Source organism: Brevibacillus migulae (assembly GCF_004521915.1).
Taxonomy (GTDB): Bacteria; Bacillota; Bacilli; order Brevibacillales; family Brevibacillaceae; genus Brevibacillus_F; species Brevibacillus_F migulae.
Genome location: NZ_SDKD01000017.1, coordinates 68199 through 92702, shown reverse-complemented (window position 1 = coordinate 92702; position 24504 = coordinate 68199). Strand labels below are relative to the sequence as shown.

The 24504-nt window shown below is 49.1% G+C and carries 21 protein-coding genes; all 21 read right to left on the bottom strand.

All coding sequences use genetic code 11. From position 1 onward, the window contains the following. Positions 1-3: 3 nt before the first annotated feature. The 21 genes from dapG to EIZ37_RS18370 all read right to left on the bottom strand — a co-directional run bounded on the left by dapG (position 4) and on the right by EIZ37_RS18370 (position 24390). Entirely contained in the window at positions 4-1230 is a 1227-nt protein-coding gene (gene dapG / locus EIZ37_RS18470; RefSeq protein ID WP_134686255.1) for an aspartate kinase, read from the bottom strand. A gap of 12 nt (positions 1231-1242) precedes the next feature. Continuing rightward, positions 1243-2283 (bottom strand): aspartate-semialdehyde dehydrogenase, encoded by a 1041-nt coding sequence (locus tag EIZ37_RS18465; RefSeq protein ID WP_134686254.1) that lies wholly within the window; start codon positions 2281-2283, stop codon positions 1243-1245. A gap of 45 nt (positions 2284-2328) precedes the next feature. Beyond that, complete coding sequence (locus EIZ37_RS18460) at positions 2329-2925, bottom strand: dipicolinate synthase subunit B (protein WP_134686253.1); 597 nt, start codon at positions 2923-2925, stop codon at positions 2329-2331. Then, a complete protein-coding gene (gene dpsA, locus EIZ37_RS18455) occupies positions 2922-3821 on the bottom strand; it encodes a dipicolinate synthase subunit DpsA (protein WP_134686252.1) in 900 nt (299 codons plus the stop codon). The genes EIZ37_RS18460 and dpsA overlap by 4 nt, the downstream gene beginning before the upstream one ends. 152 nt (positions 3822-3973) lie before the next feature. Further along, positions 3974-4234 carry a YlmC/YmxH family sporulation protein gene (locus tag EIZ37_RS18450; RefSeq protein WP_134686251.1) on the bottom strand — a complete coding sequence of 87 codons (261 nt, stop codon included), beginning with the start codon at positions 4232-4234 and terminating at the stop codon, positions 3974-3976. Between the two features lie 98 nt (positions 4235-4332). Then, positions 4333-6333, bottom strand: a complete 2001-nt coding sequence (locus EIZ37_RS18445) for a methyl-accepting chemotaxis protein (RefSeq protein ID WP_134686250.1) — start codon at positions 6331-6333, stop codon at positions 4333-4335. A gap of 130 nt (positions 6334-6463) precedes the next feature. Further along, entirely contained in the window at positions 6464-7723 is a 1260-nt protein-coding gene (locus EIZ37_RS18440; protein WP_134686249.1) for a M16 family metallopeptidase, read from the bottom strand. Positions 7724-7847: 124 nt separating this feature from the next. Then, positions 7848-8834: a polysaccharide deacetylase family protein gene (locus EIZ37_RS18435; protein WP_134686248.1), complete on the bottom strand. Its 987-nt coding sequence runs from the start codon at positions 8832-8834 to the stop codon at positions 7848-7850. Between the two features lie 167 nt (positions 8835-9001). Continuing rightward, positions 9002-11122, bottom strand: a complete 2121-nt coding sequence (locus EIZ37_RS18430; protein WP_134686247.1) for a polyribonucleotide nucleotidyltransferase — start codon at positions 11120-11122, stop codon at positions 9002-9004. A gap of 158 nt (positions 11123-11280) precedes the next feature. Further along, a complete protein-coding gene (gene rpsO, locus EIZ37_RS18425) occupies positions 11281-11550 on the bottom strand; it encodes a 30S ribosomal protein S15 (RefSeq protein ID WP_134686283.1) in 270 nt (89 codons plus the stop codon). A gap of 128 nt (positions 11551-11678) precedes the next feature. Then, positions 11679-12620: a bifunctional riboflavin kinase/FAD synthetase gene (locus tag EIZ37_RS18420; RefSeq protein ID WP_134686246.1), complete on the bottom strand. Its 942-nt coding sequence runs from the start codon at positions 12618-12620 to the stop codon at positions 11679-11681. Then, entirely contained in the window at positions 12617-13546 is a 930-nt protein-coding gene (truB, locus tag EIZ37_RS18415) for a tRNA pseudouridine(55) synthase TruB (RefSeq protein ID WP_134686245.1), read from the bottom strand. Before truB ends, EIZ37_RS18420 begins: the two co-directional genes overlap by 4 nt. After that, positions 13546-14535 (bottom strand): DHH family phosphoesterase, encoded by a 990-nt coding sequence (locus tag EIZ37_RS18410; RefSeq protein ID WP_134686244.1) that lies wholly within the window; start codon positions 14533-14535, stop codon positions 13546-13548. The genes truB and EIZ37_RS18410 overlap by 1 nt, the downstream gene beginning before the upstream one ends. Continuing rightward, positions 14528-14890 (bottom strand): 30S ribosome-binding factor RbfA, encoded by a 363-nt coding sequence (rbfA, locus tag EIZ37_RS18405; protein ID WP_134686282.1) that lies wholly within the window; start codon positions 14888-14890, stop codon positions 14528-14530. The genes EIZ37_RS18410 and rbfA overlap by 8 nt, the downstream gene beginning before the upstream one ends. A gap of 30 nt (positions 14891-14920) precedes the next feature. Beyond that, positions 14921-15202, bottom strand: coding sequence for a DUF503 domain-containing protein (locus EIZ37_RS18400; RefSeq protein ID WP_134686243.1), 282 nt, complete (start codon positions 15200-15202; stop codon positions 14921-14923). 1 nt (position 15203) lies between these two features. Next, positions 15204-17654 (bottom strand): translation initiation factor IF-2, encoded by a 2451-nt coding sequence (gene infB / locus EIZ37_RS18395; RefSeq protein ID WP_134686242.1) that lies wholly within the window; start codon positions 17652-17654, stop codon positions 15204-15206. An 11-nt stretch (positions 17655-17665) separates the two neighbouring features. After that, on the bottom strand, positions 17666-17974 hold the full coding sequence (locus EIZ37_RS18390) for a YlxQ family RNA-binding protein (protein WP_134686241.1): 309 nt from the start codon (positions 17972-17974) through the stop codon (positions 17666-17668). Next, positions 17971-18261: an RNase P modulator RnpM gene (rnpM, locus tag EIZ37_RS18385; protein ID WP_134686240.1), complete on the bottom strand. Its 291-nt coding sequence runs from the start codon at positions 18259-18261 to the stop codon at positions 17971-17973. The genes EIZ37_RS18390 and rnpM overlap by 4 nt, the downstream gene beginning before the upstream one ends. Next, complete coding sequence (gene nusA, locus EIZ37_RS18380) at positions 18258-19355, bottom strand: transcription termination factor NusA (protein WP_134686239.1); 1098 nt, start codon at positions 19353-19355, stop codon at positions 18258-18260. Before nusA ends, rnpM begins: the two co-directional genes overlap by 4 nt. A gap of 48 nt (positions 19356-19403) precedes the next feature. Beyond that, on the bottom strand, positions 19404-19862 hold the full coding sequence (gene rimP / locus EIZ37_RS18375; RefSeq protein WP_134686238.1) for a ribosome maturation factor RimP: 459 nt from the start codon (positions 19860-19862) through the stop codon (positions 19404-19406). A 217-nt stretch (positions 19863-20079) separates the two neighbouring features. Then, a complete protein-coding gene (locus EIZ37_RS18370) occupies positions 20080-24390 on the bottom strand; it encodes a PolC-type DNA polymerase III (RefSeq protein WP_134686237.1) in 4311 nt (1436 codons plus the stop codon). Between the last annotated feature and the right edge of the window lie 114 nt (positions 24391-24504).

Here is a 24504-nt window from a genome sequence, read left to right as displayed (position 1 = left end):
TGTTTACGAACGATCCAAATGAAGCTGAAACTGGCGATGCAAGGCACGCACGGCTTTCACCATATCTTCCTCATGCACCAATACCCATATCGTGGTATGGGAGTCTGCCGATTGCAGGATCTGAATATCCTGGTTCGTCAAGGCTTCCACGATGTGGGCCATCACACCAGGCACTCCAGCCATCCCTGCTCCAACGACGGATACTTTTGCGCAGTGAGGCATCATTTGCGGCTCATACCCGAGTTCTCGCAAAATGCCAGCAGCTTTCTCTGCCATCTGATCATGTACCGTATAGGCTACACCAAGCGGATTTACGTTAATAAAGTCTACCGAAATATTGTGCTTTGCCATCGCCTTAAATACTTGCAGCTGCGTATCATACTGCCCTTCCTTGGCGAACACTTTGATCTGGGTGATATTCGGAACATGGGCGATCCCCATCACGGTGCGGTCTCGAACCGGCCCGCTGATACGACCAATCTCATGCATGGTTGTGACTAATGTACCCGGGTCATCGGTAAATGTAGAACGAACCCGAATGGGCACATGAGTCTGCATCGCGATTTCCACAGCACGCGGATGAATCACTTTTGCTCCTAGATGAGCCATATTGCAAATTTCCGTGTAGGTGACTGCATCCAGTGGCTGAGCTTCTTCTACGATTCGCGGATCTGCCGTCATAATCCCATTGACATCCGTGAAAATATCCACCATTTCTGCCTGAAGCGCTACACCCAATGCTGTGGCTGTCGTATCGCTACCACCTCGCCCCAGCGTAGTGACTTCCCAATCCGCCGTTCTCCCCTGAAAACCTGGCACTATCACGACTCGACCCGCTTCAAGCTCTTTCTTGATTCGTTTCGGATCGATCGATAGGATCTGCGCATTGGAAAAATCGTCAGAGGTGATGATATTCGCCTGACCGCCCGTCAGCACCGTGGTTTGAATGCCACGGTCATTCAATAGGCTGCACATAACCGAAGCAGAAATAATTTCTCCCGTATGCAGTAACAAGTCTGTTTCTCTAGTTGGCAAATGATTCCCGTTCTCCCGTATCAACTGAAGCAACGTATCTGTCGCATAGGGATCCCCCTTGCGACCCATGGCAGACACAACGACAACGAGCGCATAGCCTTCTGCAAGCGCCCGTTCAACATGTGCGATGGCCCTCTCCCGACAATCTGCCGTTGTCAGGGAGGAACCACCAAATTTTTGGACGAGAATTCTCAACTGTCCTCTCTCCTACTTATTAGCTTTTACCAATTCCTCGGCAATTTGCACCGTGTTCCAAGCAGCACCTTTCAAGAGGTTGTCAGAAACAATCCACAGATGCAGGCCACGCGGATGATGCAGGTCTCGTCTTACACGCCCGACAAATACATCCAGCTTCCCTGTCGCATCAGTAGCCAACGGATATACTTGGGCCTCCGGATCATCTTGGAGGACTACACCTGGGGCTTCTGCCAGCAATGCTTTGACCTCTGCCAAATCGTAATCCTCTTTCAGTTCTACATAGACAGCCTCACTGTGTCCATATACAACCGGAATGCGTACGCAAGTCGCAGAGACGAGAATGTTATCATCTTCCATGATTTTCTTGGTCTCATTCACCATTTTCATCTCTTCGTAAGTAAAGCCATTTTCCGTAAATACATCGATTTGCGGAATCGCATTAAAAGCAATTTGGTGGTGAACAGGCAGCTTGGATACAGGAAGAATATTTGCGGTTGCTTCTTTTCCGTCCAGCACTTCACGGGATTGGGTGAGAAGCTCATTGATCGCGGAAGCGCCCGCTCCTGATACTGCTTGATAAGTGGAAACGATGATCCGATCGATTCCATAACGGTCGTATAAAGGCTTTAACGCGGCAACCATTTGAATGGTGGAGCAGTTTGGATTTGCAATGATCCCGTTGTGCTTATGAGCTGCGTGCATGTTTACCTCTGGTACCACAAGCGGAACTTCCGGATCCATGCGGAATGCACTGGTGTTGTCGATGACGACTGCTCCGCGACGGGCAGCTTCTGGCGCCAATACTTTACTGATGGCCCCGCCTGCGCTAAACAGCGCAAAATCTACACCTTCAAAGCTCTCCGGCTTGGCTTCCTCAATTACAACCTCTTTTCCTTTGAACGGTACCGTCTTGCCTGCCGAGCGCGCTGAAGCAAGCAGCTTCAGCTCCTTAATCGGAAAATTACGCTCCTCAAGCAAAGAAATGATTTGCTGGCCGACAGCTCCGGTCGCACCAACTACGGCAACATTGTACGTCATCTGTTTCTCCATCCTTTCTCCTCGTTACAGCCGGATATTCTTTGGCGTGATCAAACTTCAGTACAAAAATCTTTCTATGAGCAATGGCTGCAATTGCTTGCCATCCAAAGCAGCTTCACAAGTTTCTTTGATCAAATCCATTCGAGCAACCAGTGAATTCGGTTTCTTCTCTGGTGCATCTTGCCCGAACGGCACAAAGAAAACATTTTTGGTGTTGAGCAGTTTTGCTACATTGGCAAAATTTAGTCCGAGTCCGTCATTGGTTGAAATCGCGATCACAATCGGATGTAAATTGCGCATCGTCGCTTTTGCTGCCATCAACACCGCACTATCGGTAATGGCATTCGCCAGACGGCTGGTGGTATTCCCGGTGCAAGGTGCGATCACCATCACGTCAAACAGCTTGGACGGTCCAAGCGGTTCTGCTTCGGGAATCGTCGAAATGATCTTCTCACCAGTGATGTCTTTCAGCTGCTGCTGCCAGTTGGCCGACGTCCCAAAGCGTGTATCTGTCGTCATGACGGTATGACTCACTACAGGGATAACTCGGGCTCCTGCGTCCACCACCCGTTGAATTTGCGGCATCGTTTCTTCAAAGGTACAATGCGAGCCGCTCAATCCCCATCCAATGGTTTTTCCTTTCAAGTCACTCATGATGTCTCACCTCGGTCCTTGATTTGTTCCGCAATCAAACGGGACAGTGTATTAGCGAGAATCTGTCCGGCTGTTTTAGGGGCAACAATTCCAGGGAGACTAGGAGCAAGCAAGGCTTTGATGCCTCTTCTTTCCGCAAAGCGGAAATCCGTTCCTCCTGGTCTCGAGGCGAGATCAATAATTAGTGTAGACTGGGGCATTTGTGCAATGACTTCTGCTGTTAACAAAAGATGCGGAATCGTGTTGAAAATAATGTCAGCATTGGTTACCTGCTGCTTCAACTCTTCAAGCGTAAAGGGAGTAATCCCCATTTCATAGATGCGAGCTATGTGTTCCGGACGTTGGGCTCCCACTCGAACGCGTGCTCCAAGTGCATGCAGACTGCGCGCCAACGACATACCTACCCGTCCCAATCCAAGCACAATCACCTGGGAACCATGAATCGTGATATCCGTGTTTTGAATGGCAACCATCAATGCTCCTTCCACAGTCGGAATCGAGTTGTAGATGGCTACATCGTCACGATCCAGCAGCTCCACCAAAGACAGCTTGTGCTGGGCTAGAAGGGTTTTCAAGTATGGTTTGGCCATTCCCGTATAAACCACGCATTTCCGCGGTAAGGCAGCGGCATGTTCCTCTTCAAACTGCAGAGGGTTCGAACAAAAGATGCTCTCGACAAAGCCTTGATCATCGGTGCCTACGATGGGTAGAACGAGTGCATCAACGTCTTTTAACACGTCGCATGATAATGGTTTTTTCGTTGCCCCCGTGAAGATACTCTCCAAGTTGTCAAAGCCAATGAGCGTGACTGTAGCGTCCAACTGTATGCAGCGCTTGATTACTTCCAGTTGGCGAGCATCACCGCCAATGAAGGCAACATGTGTACCCGTTAGCATGCTGCGTTCCCCTTTCCACACATTTTACTGCAAAAGTAGTGAAACGCAAAAGGTTTTTTCCTATTGAACGGCTCGGAAATAAAAGAGAGGGAAAAAACGTTGCGATCTACCCCATCTTATTCGCAACCGAATGGTCAGGTGACAGTGTTCTCCTATTTCCCTGAGACGTATTGTCCATCCTTGCTGGTGCCTACAATGATCATATCCGGCCCAATTTTGACGATGGCGTTCCATGGAATCACGACATCATCTTTTCGTTTTCCGAAGCCGAAAAAGGTGGTACCTGGTAAGATAATGGCGGTAATCTCCCCAGTAGATGTATTGATTTCCAAATCGGAGTGACCGATCACCCCCATTTTTTCGCCTGTATCTAATCCAATAATTTCTTTTCCGCTAAATTCGCTTAATCGCATATTGCCATCCCCCTTCTGCAAAACATCATGTCCGGTTTGCTATCTTATACGCAAAAAAATCCGGCCTATGCCGGATTTTTGCCGTACGTAACGTGGTGTTACTCATGCAAACGAAATTGAGTGGTTGCCGTATACAGCTTATCTGAAAGTACGGTAAGCTGTTCTGCAGCCTCCTGCACTCCTTTTAAGGCGGCGATTTGCTCCTGGGTGGAAGCCGTCACTTCTTCGGCTGCAGCAGCGGCTTGCTCAGACACCGCAGATATTTCTTGGATAGCCAGTACCGCCGCATCTTTTGAGCGGGTCATCTCGATTGTTTCTGTCGAAATTGTGTGCATCTGCGATACGATGTGATCGATCGATGCTGCGATTTCCCGGAATGCTTTCTCGGCATCTGCGACCGACTCGTACTGCTGTTGGGTAACTGTACGTCCTTTTGTAGACATTTCATTGGCCGCACGTCCTGCCTCAGCCTGGATCGTTTCGATTCGCTTGCGAATATCGTCCGCTGCCAAACTCGTTTGCTGGGCGAGCTTTTGCACTTCACTTGCCACTACCGCAAATCCTTTTCCATGTTCCCCAGCTCTTGCTGCTTCGATCGCGGCATTTAGCGACAGTAAGCTTGTCTGGTTGGAAATATCCGTAATCACATTGATAATCACATCGATTTCTTTGGCCCGTTCATTAAGCGAATGGATCACCGATTCGATTGTTTCCATGACTTCTTTATTTTCATTCGCCCGCTGCTGCAAATGGCTCACTTGGGTCAGTCCTTGCTGATTCGCTTTTGCAGCAGTATGTCCCATCTCGGCCATCTGATCGCTGGCAGCGACCAGATTCACTATCGTGTCAGCCAGCTCGTTCATCATTTCATTTCCTTTTTCCGCTTGCACCGCTTGGGAAACCGTTCCTTCAGCAACCTGTTCGATCGTGCGCGCAACCTCTTCAGATACATTCGTAGTCTGCTGGGCCGATCGGGTAAGCTGTGCAGAATAAGAAGATACATCGGAAGCTGCCAGTACGATCCGCTCAATCAGACTTCTCATTTCCCCCATCATCTGGTTGAAGTACAGAGAAAGCCGGGCAATTTCATCGTGTCCATTCGCCTCTGCCTGAACCGTCAAATCTCCCTTGGATACCCGTTCCATCAGGGTGGCTAACGTCACGATGGGTTTGCTGATCCGATTCGCACCAAAATAGGTGAGCAATAAGGCTACTCCGATCGTGAGTACAAACACAATGCCAATCATATTGCGCATGTCGTTAATTTTTTGGAAGAGCGTATCTTTCGTAAACGTATAACCAATGACCCAGTTGAAACCGTCAATTTTTTTATAAATGAGAACCTTGTCGAGTCCATCCTCGACGAAATCGATTGAGCCCTGTTTATCCGGACTGTCATAAATCTGCTTCATGTAAGGAAGCTCTTCCTTCACATTTTTTTGCTGCATAGTCGGATGAACCATGGCCACTCCGTTTGGATCAAGCAACAGGATATTGCCCCCATAATCGATTTTTCTTTTGCTCAGTTCATCTGAGATTTTGCCTAAAGTAATATCTGCAGCAATCACCCCTACCAAGCTGTTACTCGTAGGATCCATTACCGTAGTCGCCACTGTAATTACGAACTTGTTTTGATCTGCACTTGTGTAAGGATCCGACCAGATAATCTTTCCTGGATTATCGACCGCTTTTTTGTACCAATCCCGCTTTCGAGGATCGTAGTCAGCCGGAAGCTCCGTTTTCGGCTCCAGATACATCGCTCCTGAAGCCGTGCCAATATACATCACTTCAGTGGCTGGATTCACCTTTCTGTAATTCCTGAACGATTGGCTAAGATACGACCATTTCTCTTTCTCTTTTTCAATCAGGTACGCGTCAGAATGAATGGACCACATTTCCACTCCTCGCGCAAATGAATCCAAATACGTCGCAATATAAGTAGAGGTGCTATCAAGCTCATTTGCCGTGCTGGTTTCAATGTCATCCTTTATGACCTGTCCCATCTGTTGAAAAAAGACAAACGAGGTCAGGGAAAAGGAGGCAACTAAAAGGATGGTTACAAATAGAATCAATTTGACACGAATTGTTTTGATCTTCACACTCTTTCCCCTTTTCTGTCTGATTTTCTACCGTTACCCGTTTCTATACCCTGCTTATACGAATGTTAAACAAAATTAAATAAAAACAAAAAAAGAGGGATACCCCTCTTTTTTTGCATCGATTTTCTGCTTATGCTTTCACCAAAATATCACTGGATACATTTTGCGGGAAACCATCCAGCGGGCTCACCATCGCCATCGCCAGCTTGGAGTGGAACAGCTCTCTCGCTACCTTCAAAACGGAGTCATGATCAACGCGATCGATCTTGGCGATGATTTCATCGAGGCTAAAATGGCGGCCAAGCAGTAATTCATTTTTTCCAAGGCGGCTCATTCGGCTATTGGTACTTTCCAGGCTCAGCATGAGACTGCCTTTTAACTGCTCTTTGCCCTTATTCAATTCTTTCGGGGTAATTCCTTTTTCCGCTACATCAAGAAGGATATTCGTCACAATGTCAAAAACTTGCCCTACATGTTCCGGAGCGGTTCCAGTATAAATGGTATAGGTACCCGTTTCTTTATAAGCAGAATGATAAGAGTAAACGGAATATGCCAGGCCTCTCTCTTCACGGATCTCCTGAAACAGTCGCGAACTCATGCTGCCGCCCAAAATGTTATTCAGCAGAATCAGGGAATAAATTTCCTCATGTCCAACCTGATAGCCAGGCAATGACAGGCAAAAATGCGCTTGCTCGGTAGATTTATGCTGCGCAATCGCATTCGCGATAAAGTCAGGTTTTACGATCTCGACCGGATGAGCCCCTCTTGAAAAGGCTGAGAAGCGCACTTTAATGGCTTCTATGAGGGAGTCATCAAAATTCCCCGCTACGGTGATCACGGTATTCTCCGGCAAATAGCGTTTCTCGATATAATTGATCAAGTCGCTGCGGGTGAGGCTGCGCAGCACTTCCTCCGTCCCCAAAATGGAATAGCCAAGCGGATGATCTGCAAAGGAAGCACGGGAAATCAGATCATGCACGAGATCATCCGGTGTGTCCTCATACATGCTGATTTCTTCGATGACAACATTCTTTTCTTTTTCAATTTCCTCTGCATCAAAAACGGATTCAAAGAACATATCCGCCAACACGTCAAGTGCAATTGGCGCGTGCTGGTCAAGCACACGCGCATAGTAGCAGGTATACTCTTTTGAAGTAAAAGCGTTTACATTGCCGCCGATTTCATCAAATGTTTCCGCGATTTCCTTCGCCGACCGGCTTTTTGTTCCTTTGAAAAACATATGTTCAAGGAAGTGTGAGATCCCGTTATTCGCTTCTATTTCATATTTTGAACCGGTCCCCACCCAAATGCCCAGGGCAACAGAACGCACCGAAGGAATTTTTTCCGTCACGATACGCAGACCGTTTTCACAACTATATCGTTGAATCACATACATCCTCCTTTGGAATGTTCGCACAAAACGCTCGCATCATTTAATCTGCTCTCTTTTTCGACAACGGCCGAACATGTCAACTATAACAAAATTCCTTTTTTCCCACAACATGAGGAAGACTTCAAGGTGTACGCAATCTGGTTTCGGCGATCACTTCCGACACGGTGGTTGGAGTCAATCCTTTTTGCTGAGCCTTTTTGATCAGGGACTCCAAGCCTTGTGCCGATACTTGCGTAGGGTGCATCAGCACGAGAACGCCATTTCCCAGCTTCCCCCCGACTCTTGACAACATCTGTTCCAGGGAAGGTTTTTGCCAATCGACTGTATCCGCAGACCAGAGAATGGTTTGCATGTGAAATTCTTGCTTGGCGATTTTGACGACGCTGTCCTGAAACGCTCCTGACGGCGGTGCAAAGAGATGCGGCGTGATCCCGGTTGCCTCTTTGATGACGGCTTGGGTCTTGCCAATCTCCTGGCGAATGCGCTCTGGTGAAAGTTTGCTCATATCCGGATGGGAATACGCGTGGTTCCCTATTTCGTGACCACGATCTGCGATTTTTTTCGCCAAGTCCGGATATTTTTTGACCCAGGATCCATCAAGAAAAAAGGTGGTTTTAATATGGTAGTGGTCCAGCGTATTCAAAATGCGATCAAGATGTTCATTCCCCCATGCCACGTTTACCATAAATGAGATAGCGGGTTTTTGTTCATTTCCCCGATATATCGGATAGATGCCCAATTTTTCCTTCGAAATTTCCGGTGGCACTTCCTTGTAGACCAGCTTCTGTGGAGTGATTTGCTCCGCATCCCTCATCGCCTGCAACGAAGCTTCCACATCGACTTCCAGACCATTATAGCCAGGCACGATGGATTTCCATACTCTGTCAATCCGAGCGTTGATTGGCTGCTCATCCTTTTCTCTCTTCCATTCTTCAATTTGCAGACGCCAAGCATCCTCATTCCGATGAACAGGCTGAGACTTCTCTGCAAACATCCGTTCTTTTACCTTGCTAATATATAGATCGATGGGCTGTGAATTCACTACGGCAAATAAAAGTGCCCCCCAGCAAGCACTTATCACAGCCAGCTTTCCGAGGTTCTTTTTCATCCTCATCCCATTCCCCTCACGTACTCAACGATACCTTCCTCTTTGTCCAATGTATGTAGGGAAACGGGATGCTAGAAGTACAAGTTGTTTGTTTTATGCTTTGGAGGAAAAAGAAAAAAAGCTTTCGATCTCGAGAGATACGAAGCTTTTCTACGACGTTGTCTAAGCTATGCTTGCGGAGTCTGCGCCGCAGCTTGCTGTTCTTTCAATACAGCCTTGCGGGAAAGGTTCACGCGGCCTTGATCATCAATTTCCGTTACTTTTACCATGATCTTGTCGCCAATCGATACAACATCCTCGGTCTTCGCTACGCGCTCTTCCGCCAGCTGCGAGATATGGCAAAGTCCTTCTTTGCCGGCGAACAGTTCAATGAAGGCACCATACTTCTCAATGCGCTTCACCGTACCCAGGTATGTCTGACCGACCGCCACTTCGCGCACCAAATCTTCGATGATTTGTTTCGCACGCAGATTCGCTTCATGGTTCACGGAAGCGATAAAGACGCGACCATCTTGTTCAATATCGATTTTAACGCCTGTTTCTTCAATGATTTTATTGATGATACGACCTTGTGGCCCGATGACATCACGGATCTTCTCCGGATTGATCGTCATGGTCATGATCTTCGGTGCATAAGGAGACAGCTCTTTGCGAGGTTCAGCAATCGCTTCAAGCATACGCTCCAAAATGAACATACGACCTTCCTTGGCCTGGGTCAACGCTTGCTCCAGGATCTCCCGGTTAATTCCCGCGATTTTAATATCCATTTGCAGGGCGGTTACGCCTTTCGCGGTACCTGCCACTTTAAAGTCCATATCGCCGAGGTGGTCTTCCATGCCCTGAATGTCTGTCAAAATGGAGAAGTTTTGCTCATCCTCACTCATGATCAGACCCATGGCAATCCCTGCGACTGGCGCTTTGATCGGCACACCGGCATCCATCAGAGCCAGAACGCTAGCGCAAATGGACGCTTGGGAGGTAGATCCGTTCGATTCAATGACCTCGGAAACGAGACGAATCGTATAAGGGAATTCCGTTTCGGACGGAATGATCGGTTCAATCGCGCGCTCACCCAAGGCTCCGTGCCCAATTTCACGTCTTCCTGGAGGGCGCAGCGGACGAGCTTCGCCCACACTGTACGGCGGGAAATTGTAGTGATGCATAAAGCGCTTGGATTCTTCCAGACCCAATCCATCGAGGATTTGCACATCACCGAGCGGTCCAAGCGTACATACGCTAAGCGCCTGCGTTTGTCCACGCGTAAACAGGCCGGAGCCATGCGTGCGAGTCAAAAGAGACACTTCCGTGGAGATCGGGCGAATCTCATTCAGAGCTCGTCCATCCGGGCGCACTTTTTCGTGGGTGATCAAACGGCGCACTTCTTCTTTTACCATGTTATAGAGCACTTCACCAATGACGGCTTCCTGCTCCGGATAAATCTCAGCAAAATGTGCCTGTGTTTCTGCTTTCACAGCGTCGATTGCATCAGCACGAGCTTGCTTCTCCTCGATGCGGACGGCTTCGCGCAGCTTCGCATCGGCAAAAGCGCGAACGGCTTGATTGATCTCTTCGTCAACTTGATGAAGAATCACTTCCATTTTCGGCTTGCCGATTTCAGCGACGATTTTATTTTGGAACTCAACGATTTGCTGGATCACGCTGTGGCCATACATAATCGCTTCGAGCATGACTTCTTCCGGCACTTCGTTTGCGCCTGCTTCCACCATGTTGATTGCTTTATGCGTGCCCGCTACAACCAGATGGATATCGCTGCGCTCCATCTCCGCAACAGTTGGGTTAATGACGAGCTTTCCATCAACGCGGCCCACGATCACACCTGCGATCGGTCCGTCGAACGGAATTTCCGAAGTGCACAATGCAGCAGAGGTACCGATCATCGCTGCAATTTCAGTGGAGCAATCCTGGTCCACGGAAAGAACGGTGTTCACCACTTGCACGTCATTGCGAAAACCTTCTGGAAACAGGGGACGAATCGGGCGGTCGATCAAACGGCTCGCCAGAATCGCTTTCTCGCTCGGACGTCCTTCACGCTTGATGAATCCTCCAGGAATTTTACCTACAGCGTACAAACGTTCCTCATAGTTAACGGTAAGTGGGAAAAAATCCAGTGCTTTGGGTTCTTTCGACACCGTCACCGCAGATAGTACCGCAGAATCGCCGTAACGCACCAAAACCGAGCCCTGCGCTTGTTTGGCCATTTTCCCAAACTCAAGCGTCAATTTCCGGCCGGCTAAATCAAATTCAAAGGTACGGAATTGTTGCTCCATATGGCTTGCTGTCCTCCTTTGGTCAATAATGGATGTCAAGACTCTTTTCTACCTATATGTATTATTTCCTGCTTCGGTTGAAATAAAATGGCGGAAAGGTTGTAAAGCAAAAGAAAAAGCGGGAAATTCCCGCTTTTCCTACAGAAACACCAAACACATTAGCGACGCAGACCCAAACGGTCAACGAGTGTGCGGTAACGTGTCACGTCGGTTTCTTTCAAGTAGTTTAAAAGATTACGACGTTGACCTACCATTTTCAACAGACCACGACGGCTGTGGTGGTCTTTCTTGTGAGTGCGCAGGTGATCGTTCAGACTGTTAATGTTCTCAGTCAGAAGAGCAATCTGTACCTCAGCGGAACCCGTATCATTGTCATGAGTACGGTATTCTTGAATCAATTGGTTTTTACGTTCTTGTGTCAATGCCATCATGACTCACCTCCCTTTCAAATGATCCCCAACAGCCGAGTCAGTCGTCGGTGAGAATCGAACAGCCAAGCTGTGGTTGAAGTAGAACAAATCGAATTATAGCATAGTGAAAAGACAAAAGCAAAGATTTAATATTGTCCAGTTGCAAACTTCGTCTTCGCTTCCTCGACGTCTTTCCCGATCTGTGCAATCAGGGCATCCACACCTGAAAACTTTTGTTCATCCCGCAAACTGAACAACAGCTCGACTTGTACTTCTTTCCCGTAAATCTCACCGGAGAAATCAAAGAGGTGAACCTCAAGCGACTTTTCCTTTTTCTCCAATTCAAATGTCGGCTTGATGCCGATGTTCATCACGCCATTATACGTTTGCCCATCGACGGTGAGCCGCACGCCGTACACGCCATTTTTGCCGATCAAATAAGGTGCGGAAAGGCCCACGTTGGCCGTAGGAAACCCAATCGTCCTTCCCCGCTTATCCCCGTGCACAACGGTCCCTTTCACTTTATACGGTCTTCCGAGCAAGTGCCGCACCTGCTCCACATCGCCATGATGCAGGAACTCACGGATGATCGTACTGCTCACTTTTTCCCCGAAACGGTTCACCGGACCGATAATATCTACCGTATAGCGATTGGCTGCCAATTCCTGCAAGGTCTGTGCAGTCCCCATCCCTCTGTAGCCAAACGTGTAATCAAACCCGACGACAATATGCTTTGCCTCAAGAGGGATGACACACTCTGAAATGAAATCTTCCGGGTAGATCGCCGAGAACGCGATATCAAATTTCATCACATAGACGATGTCTACCCCCATCTTCTCCAGCTGCTCCAATTTGTCTGCCAAGGGTGTCAAGTATTTGGTATAGCCCGATTGTCCCAACACCTCACGCGGATGAGGATGAAACGTCATGACCGCGCTTTTAAGACCATTGGCCGCGGCAACATCGATGGCCTTTTGAATGACACGCCGATGCCCCAGGTGCACGCCGTCAAAAAAGCCGATGGCCAGTGCGCAAGGGGCCGTCTCGCGTGTATCGGGCAACGGATATGAAAGTTCAACGATTCTCACGTTCCCACCTCAACTTGAAAAACTTTTTCAGGTTTTGCATATGTACCTCTAGACGATTGGCAGACACGATGAATCCCCAAAAAATCTCCTTCGGAAAAGATCCGCACAAGGCTTCCTTCTGGCAATTGGGAGTCATGAATCGTGGTTTCCAATCCGTTGAGAACGGCCTTCTTGCGTTCTGCTGGTATTTCGACCTGCGGCAGAAAAGAAAGTGCATCCGGGATCGAGATGAGCAAATCGCCAAGATCCTTACCATTCTTTTGCAGTTCTTCCACCTGTTCGAGCGTAATTGCCTGATCCAGAGTGAAGGAGCCGCTGGCAGTACGGATTAAATGAGCCATGTGGGCTGGGTAACCTAGAGCTTTGCCCATATCAACGCAAAGTGTACGAATATACGTTCCTTTTGAGCATTGGCAGGTAAAGGAAACTTCCACATACTCTCCAAACTTGATGGAATCCAACGTTAAATCGTAGATCGTAACCGTTCGGGCAGCACGCTCGATCACGACCCCTTCCCTAGCCAGGTCATAGAGCCGTTTCCCCTTCACTTTGACTGCGGAATACATCGGGGGGACTTGCTCAATGGGTCCCAGAAAGCTCTGGAAAACAGCAAGAACGCGTTCCTCTGTAATCGAAGACGCGTCTACTTCAGCCTGTTCCAGCACTTCACCTGTGGCATCCTCTGTAGTCGTCGTGTAGCCCAAGCGCATCACTGCTCGGTAGGTTTTGGACTGCTCCTGCAAATATTCCACGATTCGCGTCGCGTTTCCCACGCAAATCGGCAGCACACCGCTTACCTCCGGATCAAGCGTCCCGGAATGGCCCACTTTTTTGGTTTGAAACAGCCGGCGTACACGGGCCACACAATCGTGCGAAGTCATCCCTGCCTGCTTATGTAACACGAGTACCCCGTGTGCTTGACTCATTACCGATTCACCCCGAGTACTTCATTTACCTTCGCGAATACCGCTTCCTCAACTTGCTCGAGAGATCCCGTCAGCGTGCAGCCGGACGCTTTTGCATGTCCGCCACCGCCCAGGCTTTGCGCAATCTTGGAAACATCCACATAGCTTCTGGCCCTAAGGCTCACTTTTACCACGCCTGGTTGGGATTCAACAAAGGAAATCCCTACCTCAACGCCCTCAATGTTGCGTGCGTAATTCACCAACCCGCTGGCATCCTCCGATGTGGCTTGTGTCTCCTGAAGATCCGCATACCCAACACGCAAAGATGCTACCAGATCGTTATGGCTGATTTCCAAGGATTGCAGTGCCCGGCGCAGCACCTGGACATGACCCAGCGTGATTTCCTCCAGACATCTTTCTGCAATCTCGCTGGGCTTTACACCATAACCCAATAAGGCCGCAGCGATATTCATCACATTGGGAGTGGTATTCGAATAGCGGAACCCCCCTGTATCGGTCAACAAGCCTGTATACATGCAATTGGCCAATTCAAGATTGCCCGTAAATCCACCTGCTTGCATCAACTCATACATCATCTCCGCGGTGGCCGCTGCATCGGTGCGGATGGCATTAATCGTACCAAAGTGGTCATTCGTCGGATGATGATCGATGTTGACGATTTTGGCGTCCGGTGCAAACAAATGCTGTACATTCCCCATACGCTTGGAATCTGCCGCATCCACCGCGATGACAGCCGAAAACGTCTCATCGATGAAATCCGTTTCCAGATTGCGGATATGTTCAAAACGAGGGAGAAACGCAAATTTAGCCGGCGTTTCCCCTTCGTTCACAATGCAATAGCTTTTCCCTATTTGCTCCAGCATTAACGCGGCAGCCAAGGCGGAAGATGTGGTATCCCCGTCTGGATTCACATGAGAAATAATCAAAAAACGCTCATGATCCCGCATAAATTGGGCCGCCGCTTTTAACGAGGACAAGTAATCAGTCATGTTTGGCTTCTCCTTCGACGGAGATTTCCCGCAGCAGGGTATTGATTTTATTCCCGTAATCAATGGACTCATCCAGTTTGAAGACGAGATCGGGCACATGACGGAGCTTTACTCGTTTCCCGATTTCCGACCGCAAGAAGCCTTTTGCTTTTTGCAGTCCTGCTAATGATGCATTGCGTTGCTCATCATTTCCAAAAATGCTGACAAACACCTTCGCTTGCTGCAAGTCACTGGTTACCTCCACACCGGTAACCGTTACAAAACCGATCCGCGGATCCTTCATTTCACGCTGTAGCAGTACACTTAGCTCTTTTTTAATTTCCTCGCCAACGCGGCTCATTCTTGTCTTGTTCATCGACATGATGTTTTCACCCCCGAAAAAGGCTTAATCGTAGTATTCCGTATCTGCTCGAATCAACTCGACCCCGGGAGCGTTTTCCACCAGGCGAATCGCTGCAGCCAATTCTTTCTGTAAAAAAGCGACTTCATTGGCAACGGCAGCGATCGCGATTTCGCAACGCTGCCATTGGTCCAAATAAGCCATTTCCGCGGCCGACACATTCAGCTTGCCGCGGAGTTGACTCAACACACTTTTTACGATAGATCGTTTATCCTTCAGGCTTTGGCAGGAGGGCATATACAATTCCACATGCACCACGCCAACCATATTAGGCCTTCACTTCAACCATCACGAATGCTTCTACCAGGTCACCTTGTTTGATGTCATTGAATCGTTCCAAGGTCAATCCGCATTCATAACCAGTTGCAACTTCCTTGACATCGTCTTTGAAGCGTTTCAAGGTATCCAGCTTGCCCTCATAAATGACCACACCATCACGAATGACACGTGCCCCAGCATCGCGGGTAAGCTTGCCTTCTGTTACATAGCAACCGGCAATGTTCCCCACTTTGGATACTTTGAACACTTCACGGATTTCAGCGGTACCGATAATGGACTCTTTGTATACTGGATCGAGCATCCCTTTCAGGGCGCTTTCGATTTCTTCAATCACGTTGTAAATCACGCGGTGGAGACGAATGTCGATCTTCTCTTGCTCTGCCATGCTGCGAGCATTCGGCTCAGGACGAACGTTAAAACCAATGATGATCGCATTGGAGGCATTCGCCAAGGTTACATCGGACTCGGTAATCGCACCCGCACCAGTATGAATGATTTTCACACGTGTACCATTGACATCAATTTTCTCCAAGGAACCGCGGAGCGCTTCCACAGACCCTTGCACGTCAGCTTTGATGATGAGGTTGAGCTCTTTGATATCGCCTTCTTGGATGTGCTGGAACAGATCATCCAAGGAAACGCGGCTGCTTGCCCGGCGTTCGGAGTCACGCTGCTTCACAGCTCTTGCTTCCCCGATTGCTCTTGCCTTTTTCTCATCCTCGAACACCATGAATTGGTCCCCGGCTTGCGGCACATCATTCAGACCCGTAATTTCGACAGGTGTGGATGGTGGTGCTTCCTTGATCCGGCGGCCTTTGTCGTTCACCATGGCGCGGATGCGTCCATAGGCAGAACCGACTACGATCGGGTCACCGATTTTCAGCGTTCCGTGCTGAACAAGAACGGTTGCAACCGGTCCGCGTCCTTTATCCAATTCGGCCTCAACGACGGTACCGCGGGCACGTTTATTTGGATTCGCTTTGAGCTCTTGCACTTCAGACACGAGCAGGATGTATTCGAGAAGCTCTTCGATACCTGTGCGCTGTTTTGCAGACAGCGGGCAGAAAATGGTTTCGCCGCCCCATTCTTCCGCGACCAGTTCGTACTCGGTCAATTCCTGTTTGATGCGGTCGATATTGGCTTCCGGCTTATCGATTTTGTTAACCGCCACAATGATTGGCACTTTCGCCGCTTTCGCATGGCTGATCGCTTCAATCGTTTGTGGCATCACGCCGTCGTCAGCTGCCACGACGAGAATGGTTACGTCCGTGATTTGCGCCCCGCGTGCACGCATTGTTGTAAAAGCAGCGTGGCCCGGTGTATCCAGGAACGTGATTTTCTTCCCTTTGATCTCGACCTGGTACGCCCCGATGTGCTGCGTGATTCCGCCTGCCTCACCCGCAACCACATTGGTAGAGCGGATCGCATCGAGCAAAGTGGTTTTCCCGTGGTCAACGTGACCCATAATGGTTACGACTGGCGGACGTTCTACCAGATCAGCAGGGTTATCCACTTCTTCGATTGTTTCGAAATTGGTTTCGTCGATGACAATCTTCTCTTCGACTTCCACGTTGTATTCGGCACAGATCAACTCAATGGTGTCTTTGTCCAGATCTTGGTTGATGGTTGCCATGATCCCTAAGCCAAATAATTTTTTAATAATTTCCGCCGGTTCCTTACGCAATTTTTTCGCAAGCTCCGCCACTGTCAGCGATTCTGTAAACGTGATTTTGGAAGGTGGTTCCATCACAGGGCGCTGTGCTTGCGGCTGAGATTGATGGCCGCCACGGCGATTGTCATTGCGGCGGTTATTATTGTTTTTAAACGGTGTGTTCGTTTTCTTCGGATCTTCATAAGTCTTTTTCGGTACAGGCGCTTTTTTGATTTTTTCTCGTTTTTCCAGTGCGACCTTTGCCGGAATATTTACTTTCTCCTCAAAGTCGTCTACTTTCACATCATCTGGCTCTACATTGACATTTTGCGCGGTCTCAACTTGTTGATCAGTTTTTTTAGTCGATTGACTCATATCGTGTGTTTTTCTCTCCTGGTGATTCCCCTGTATTTTTTGTTGCTGTGGACGATGTTGATTGTCCGGTCGATTCCCTTTTGGACGTTCTCCCTGTCCATTCGGTCGTTCTTGTTTACGTGGCTCTTGACCCGCAGCCTGATGGGGTTGCGGTTTTGCCTGCTCGCTTCTTTTTTCCGGCGCAGCCGCTTGGCTTTCAACCTGGTTCGTAGCTTGTGCGGGTGTCGCTGGCGTTTTATCAAAACGAGCATTGGCCCGTAATTTCGCCATATGTTCCTCGATTTTATTGACCATCTCTTCGTCCATGATGCTCATATGATTCGCTACTTCTATATTCAACCGCTTCAGCAGGTTGAGTATTTCCTTGCTGCTCATATTATGCTTCTTTGCATATTCGTAAACACGAGTTTTCATCATGTCACCCCTTATGAATTAGGTGTGAGAAGGTGCTGGATGCTGTCCGCCAGCTTGGCGTCCGTAATGGCAACCGTTACCCGTGCTTCCTTGCCAATCGCCGCCCCCAATTCCAAACGGTCTGCTGGCACATAAAGCGGCACGGCGTAATGGCTACACTTATCGGAAATTTTCTTGGTTGTATTTGCCGATGCGTCTGTGGCAAGTAGGACGAGCTTCGCTTGGTTGCTGCGAATCGCGCCGACGACAAGCTCTTCCCCTGTCACCACTTTTCGCGCACGCATGGCTAGCCCGAGCATTTGCTTTAGCTGTCGATTCATTGGCCGATTGTCTCCAGCCATCGGTTGCGGAATGCTTCATACTGCTCTTGACTAATCGTCATGTTGAGTGAACGCTCCAGCACTTTCTTCCATTTGCCAGATGCAAAGGTATCCGGCTTCATGCAGGTCTCTTGCCTACAGACATAGGTTCCTCTTCCCGCTGCCCTGCCTGTTAGATCAATGAGGATTTCTTCCTGTGGCGTTCGCACCACACGAATCAATTCTTTTTTCGGGAACATACCCTGGCAGACTATGCATTTTCGCAACGGAATCTTTTTGACTTTCATTCTTGCTCCACACCCATGGCTTCTTCGGTTTCAGACAGTTTTGGATATTGAATTCCTTCCTGCTCTGCCTGACTCTCGCTCTTGATATCAATCTTCCAGCCTGTCAATTTTGCCGCAAGACGTGCGTTTTGACCGCGTTTCCCGATTGCAAGCGACAATTGGTAGTCAGGAACGATGACTCGGGTCACTTTTTCTGCCGCATTTACTTCCACATGCAGCACTTTCGATGGGCTCAGTGCATTGGCCACATACTCAGCCGGATCCTCAGACCAGCGTACGATGTCAATCTTTTCACCTTTCAGCTCGTTGACGATCGTTTGGACACGCAAGCCTTTTGGTCCCACGCAAGCCCCTACCGGATCTACCTCCGGATTGATGGAGTGCACGGCAATCTTTGAGCGGTCTCCCGCTTCACGGGCTACCGATTTGATTTCAACGGTTCCGTCATAAATTTCCGGTACCTCCAGCTCAAACAGGCGCTTGAGCAATCCTGGATGCGTACGGGACACGATAATTTGCGGACCTTTTGTCGTTTTTTCCACTTTGATGATGTATGCTTTGATCCGGTCCTGCGGATTAAACTCGTCGGTAGGCATTTTCTCCGTCAATGGCATTACCGCTTCTGCTTTGCCCAGATCGATGTAATAAAAGCGCGCATCCTGTCTCTGGATCACACCTGTGACAATATCGTCTTCGCGTTCAATGAACTGGCTGTAAATCAGTCCGCGTTCCGCTTCACGGATGCGCTGGGTCACGACTTGCTTCGCTGTCTGAGCGGCGATACGTCCAAAATCACGCGGAGTGACTTCGATTTCAACGATGTCGTCCAGACGGAAGTTCGGATCGATCTCTTGTGCTGCTTCCAAGGAAATCTCCAAGCGCGTATCCAACACTTCTTCCACTACGGTTTTCCGTGCAAACACGCGAATTTGACCGGTAAAACGGTTAATATCCACACGCACGTTTTGGGCCGAGTTGAAATTGCGCTTGTATCCGGATATGAGTGCCGCCTCGATCGCCTCGATCAGTATGTCTTTTGCAATACCCTTCTCTTTTTCTATGGCTTCCAGTGCCTCAATAAAATCGGCGTTCATGTTGCTGGTGCCTCCTCCTTTCGTACAATCCCTGCATTTTGCTTTTTTCTAAAAGACGATTGCCATCCGAGCGGTTGCAATTTGCTCCAACGCAATCTGATGTGTCTTCTTCGCTTCTTTCACCGTCAATACGCCATTTTCAAACGAAAGCAGTTCCCCTTCGAAAACGGTATCACCATCGATTGGTTCCTTTGTGGTGAGATGTACGTGCTTGCCAACTGCTTTCCGAAAATCGCTTTCCTTTTTCAGCGGGCGTTCCGCACCAGGCGAGGAGACCTCCAGGAAGTAAGCGGTGGGAATCGGATCAAGCTCATCCAAACGTTGGCTCAGACGCTCGCTCACAGAGCCGCAGTCATCAATATCAATTGTGCCTGTTTCATTATCAATAAAAATTCGCAGGAACCAATTGCTGCCTTCTTTTTTGTACTCAATATCAACCAACTCTAAATTCATTTCAGCCAAAATTGGGGTCAGCAGTTCTTCTACGATTTGGGTTACTTTGCTCATGTTTATGTACCTCCTTCCTGCAAGGCGAGTTCACCCGCCTGTCCATGCTGCCTGCTGCTGGCATGTGACGCATCGAACGATCGAATGCCCCTTTCACCCAGAAAGAAAGAGTGGGTTTCCCCACTCTCATCCGCAGCGTGTATAACCAGTATTTCCAAAAAAATTATAGCATAACAATACCTACTTGACAACCTTTGCCACTGTAGTTCCCCTGTGATCAGAACAAAGAGAGCTGGTTGGATTCAGGCAATTCCTGCAATGCACCCTGTTCATCCAAATATTCCAAGATCGTTTTCGAGATCTTCGAACGGGAAAGCAAATCCTCCTTGGAAAGAAACGGTCCTTCCTCTCTGGCCTTCACAATGCTGAGCGCAGCGTTGGCACCCAAGCCGGGAATGGAACGGAACGGTGCAATCAAAGTATTGCCTTCAATCAAAAACTTCGATGCATCCGATTTATACAGATCCACTTTCGCAAAACGGAAGCCGCGCTCAACCATTTCCAGCGCCATTTCCAGTACCGTGTGCAGCGCTTTTTCTTTCGGCTGCGCATCATGGCCTTTTTCTTCGATCTCCTCGATTTTTTGACGGATGGCAGAGGAGCCTTTCACCATCAACGGAATATCGAAATCGTCTGCACGTACCGAAAAATAGGTGGCATAAAACTCAAGCGGATAATGCACTTTGAAGTACGCAATCCGTACGGCCATCATGACGTATGCCGTAGCATGCGCTTTCGGGAACATGTATTTGATCCGCTGGCATGATTGAATATACCATTCCGGCACATTGTTTTTGCGCATCTCTTCTTGGTCTTCTTCCGGAACGCCTTTCCCTTTCCGCACGGACTCCATGATTTTAAATGCGCGGGAAGGCTCCAAGCCTTTATAGATCAAATAGACCATGATGTCATCCCGGCAACCGATAACCTCAGAGAGCACGCACGTACCATTGCGGATCAAATCCTGCGCGTTGTTGAGCCAGACGTCCGTCCCGTGTGACAATCCGGAGATCTGCACCAGCTCGGCAAATGTAGTCGGCTTGGTATCCTCGAGCATCTGACGCACAAACTTTGTACCGAATTCCGGGATTCCGAGCGTCCCCATATTGGTGCGAATCTGCTCAGGGGTCACGCCAAGCGCCTCCGTGGTACTAAAAATGGACATCGTTTTCGGCTCCCCGAGCGGTATGGTTTTCGGATCCAACCCCGTCAAGTCCTGCAGCATCCGAATGACGGTCGGATCGTCGTGCCCGAGAATATCGAGTTTGAGCAAGTTATCGTGGATGGAATGGAAATCAAAATGGGTCGTGCGCCATTCTGAATCGTTATCGTCTGCCGGATATTGAATTGGACAAAAGTCTTCAATTTCCATGTAATCCGGCACAACGATAATGCCCCCCGGGTGCTGGCCTGTCGTCCGCTTGACACCGGTGCATCCGTTTACCATCCGGGCAATCTCCGCTCCCCGGAGCGTCATTCCGCGCTCATCCGCGTATTTACGCACATACCCGTATGCTGTCTTTTCCGCCACGGTACCGATCGTTCCTGCACGGTACACATAATCCTCCCCGAACAATTCCTGGGTATATTTATGCGCTCTCGGCTGATAGTCCCCGGAGAAGTTCAAGTCGATATCGGGAACCTTATCCCCTTTAAAGCCAAGGAACGTTTCGAATGGAATATCTTGTCCGTCTTTATTGTATTTCGTGCCGCATTGCGGGCAATCCTTATCGGGCAGGTCAAACCCGGAACCGATCGAACCATCCGTAATGAACTCGCTGTGCTGGCAGCCCGGGCACAAATAGTGCGGCGGCAGCGGGTTAACCTCCGTGATGTCGGACATCGTCGCGACAAAGGAAGAACCTACCGACCCCCGAGAACCTACGAGATAGCCATCCGTCAACGATTTGGTTACGAGACGTTGCGAAATCAAATAAATCACGCCGAAGCCGTGGGTAATGATACTGTTTAACTCTTTCTCCAGACGCTTTTCCACGATCTCAGGCAGGGGATCCCCATACAACCTGCGTGCCTTTTCGTAGCACATATTGCGCAGCTCATCATCGGCCCCTTCAATGATCGGGGTGTACAGCTTGTCTGGGATCGGGCTGACATCCTCGATCATATCCGCGATCGTATTGGTCGCAGTCACTACGACTTCTTTCGCCAAATCCTCGCCCAAGAAAGAGAATGCCTCCAGCATCTCATCGGTAGTCATCAGATACAACGGCGGCTGATTACCCGCATTTTGATCTCCTTGAGAAAGCAAAAATACATCGCGGAAAATAGCGTCCTGCGGATTCACAAAGTGCACGTCGCCAGTGGCTGCCACTGGTATATTCAATTCTTTCCCAATCTCGACAAGCATTTTATGATACCCGTGAATGACATCCAGAGAAGCGATGCTTTCATCTCGCAAGAGCGGCGAATAGTGCGCTGGGGGTTGCAACTCGATATAATCATAGAAACTCGCGACCTGCTTGATTTCCTCTTTTGTTTTCCCGCGCAGAATCGACTGGAATACTTCCCCTTCCTTGCATGCCGTCCCCAGCAAGAGCCCTTCCCGATGCTTGATGAGCTGGCTGCGCATGATTCGCGGCCAACGATAGAAGGTCTCGGTGTGCGAGCGGCTTACCAGCTTGTACAAGTTTTTCAAGCCAGTCTTGTTCTTCACCAAAATGGTTGCGTGAAACGGTCTTGAACTCTTGTAATCTGCTTGAGCATTGCTGGCTTCATTCAGAGCGGCAAGACTGCCGATCTCTTTTTCTTTCACTTCTTTCAACATGTGCTGGAACACTTGGGCAAGCGCGACCGTATCGTCAAGCGCGCGGTGGGCATTGATCAATTCAACATTCAGCTTTTTCGCAATCGTGCCAAGACGATAGTTGCGCATCCCCGGATAAAGCATCCGTGCTAAGGGCAATGTATCTAAAAATGGATTTTTCCATGTTTCCATCCCGATTCGCAGTGCACAAGCGTTAATAAACCCTTGGTCGAACTCCGCATTGTGGGCAACGAGAATCGCATCTCCGGCAAATTCCTTAAATTGCGGCAGCACGACGTCAATCGTAGGCTTCCCAGCGACCATTTCGGTCGTAATGCCGGTAATCTCGGTTGTTTTCGCGCCAATTGGATGTCCCGGATCGATGAGCTCCGTCCACTTGTCGATGATTTCAGTGCCCTTCATCTTAACTGCGGCAATCTCAATGATGGTGTTTTCTGCGGCATTTAAACCGGTCGTTTCCACGTCGAATACCACGTAAGGCGTATTTTCATCAATCACAAAATCGTTACTGCCGTCTGCGTTGAGATTGTAGACGATGTTCACGCCATCTTCCACGACGTACGCTTCCAGCCCCAGGATGCATTTGATCCCGTTCTTTTTCGCGTTGCTGTATGCCTCCGGAAACGCCTGCACTACGCCGTGATCTGTCACGGCAACAGCTTTATGCCCCCATTTGGCCGCTGTGGAAAAGATCGATTTGATTGGGGCTACGCCGTCCAGCGCACTCATCGGTGTATGGCAGTGGAGTTCAACCCGCTTTTCTTCGGCATAATCCTTACGTCCGCGCTGCTCGATCTGATTGATATCATTTGCGTTCATGACCAGCTCACGCATAAACGTGTCGTGCTGGACGCTGCCGCGCACTTTGAGCCACATACCGTCTTTGATCGCTTCCAGCATCTTTACGTCTTCTTTATCGCGCGAGAACACCTTGATCGTCAGGGAATCCGTATAGTCGGTCAGGTGGAACGTCAGCAGATGACGTCCGCTTTTCAATTCCCGAAGCTCGGCGCCAAATACGGTACCATGAATGGTAATGCGCCGCTCTTCTTCCTGAATTTCCTTGATCGGCACCGGATCTTCCTTGATGTCGTAGCCAATCACCAATGTGGTAATAGCTTGCGCTGCTGCATCCTTGCTGTCTTTCTCAGATTGAGCGCTCATCACGACTTCGATCAAAGCGCGTTCTTCTTCTTGTCTTTGCTCTACGAAAGCTTGATAGGCTTCGTCACTTTCTTCCGCCAAAAACTGGAAGCGCAATCGGAGCTGAGTAAACTGATAGAAGGCTTCGGTTAATTCCGCATCCACTTTCTTACGCTTTGCCATTTCTACCGTCATCTCCGTCGGGACATGAATCTTGATCTCATCCCCGACGATTGTCTTGCGGGAGGAACGAATCGTACCCGCCAAGGAATTGATTTTCGGTTCCAGCGCAGCTAACACGAGATCCCAATATTCCTCGACGCCTTGCTCGACTGCCGCTTTTTGCCGATAGCGCATCCGGACATCGATTTTTGCCAAGTGCGCATAGGTTTGCTTAAGCTTGCCTACAAATCCCTGATAGACGGTGACTGGCAGCAACTGAGCCAAGGCAAAATGGAATACCCATTCTTTTGTCTGCTTGTACACTTCCAGCTTTTCGATTTCCCCGTCTTGAAAATAGCTGGAATGCCATTCTTGCGGCAAATCCAGCTGCGAACACAATATCGTAAAGCGCTGCTTTTGTTCTGCGCTTCTATCCATCGCAAACCCTCCCTACACTTCCAGCACCCGTATCCACCGAATAACTCGCGAGGTGGCATATGAGCAAAATAAAAGAGGTACCCATTTCGAGTACCTCCCGTAATTTCGACAAGT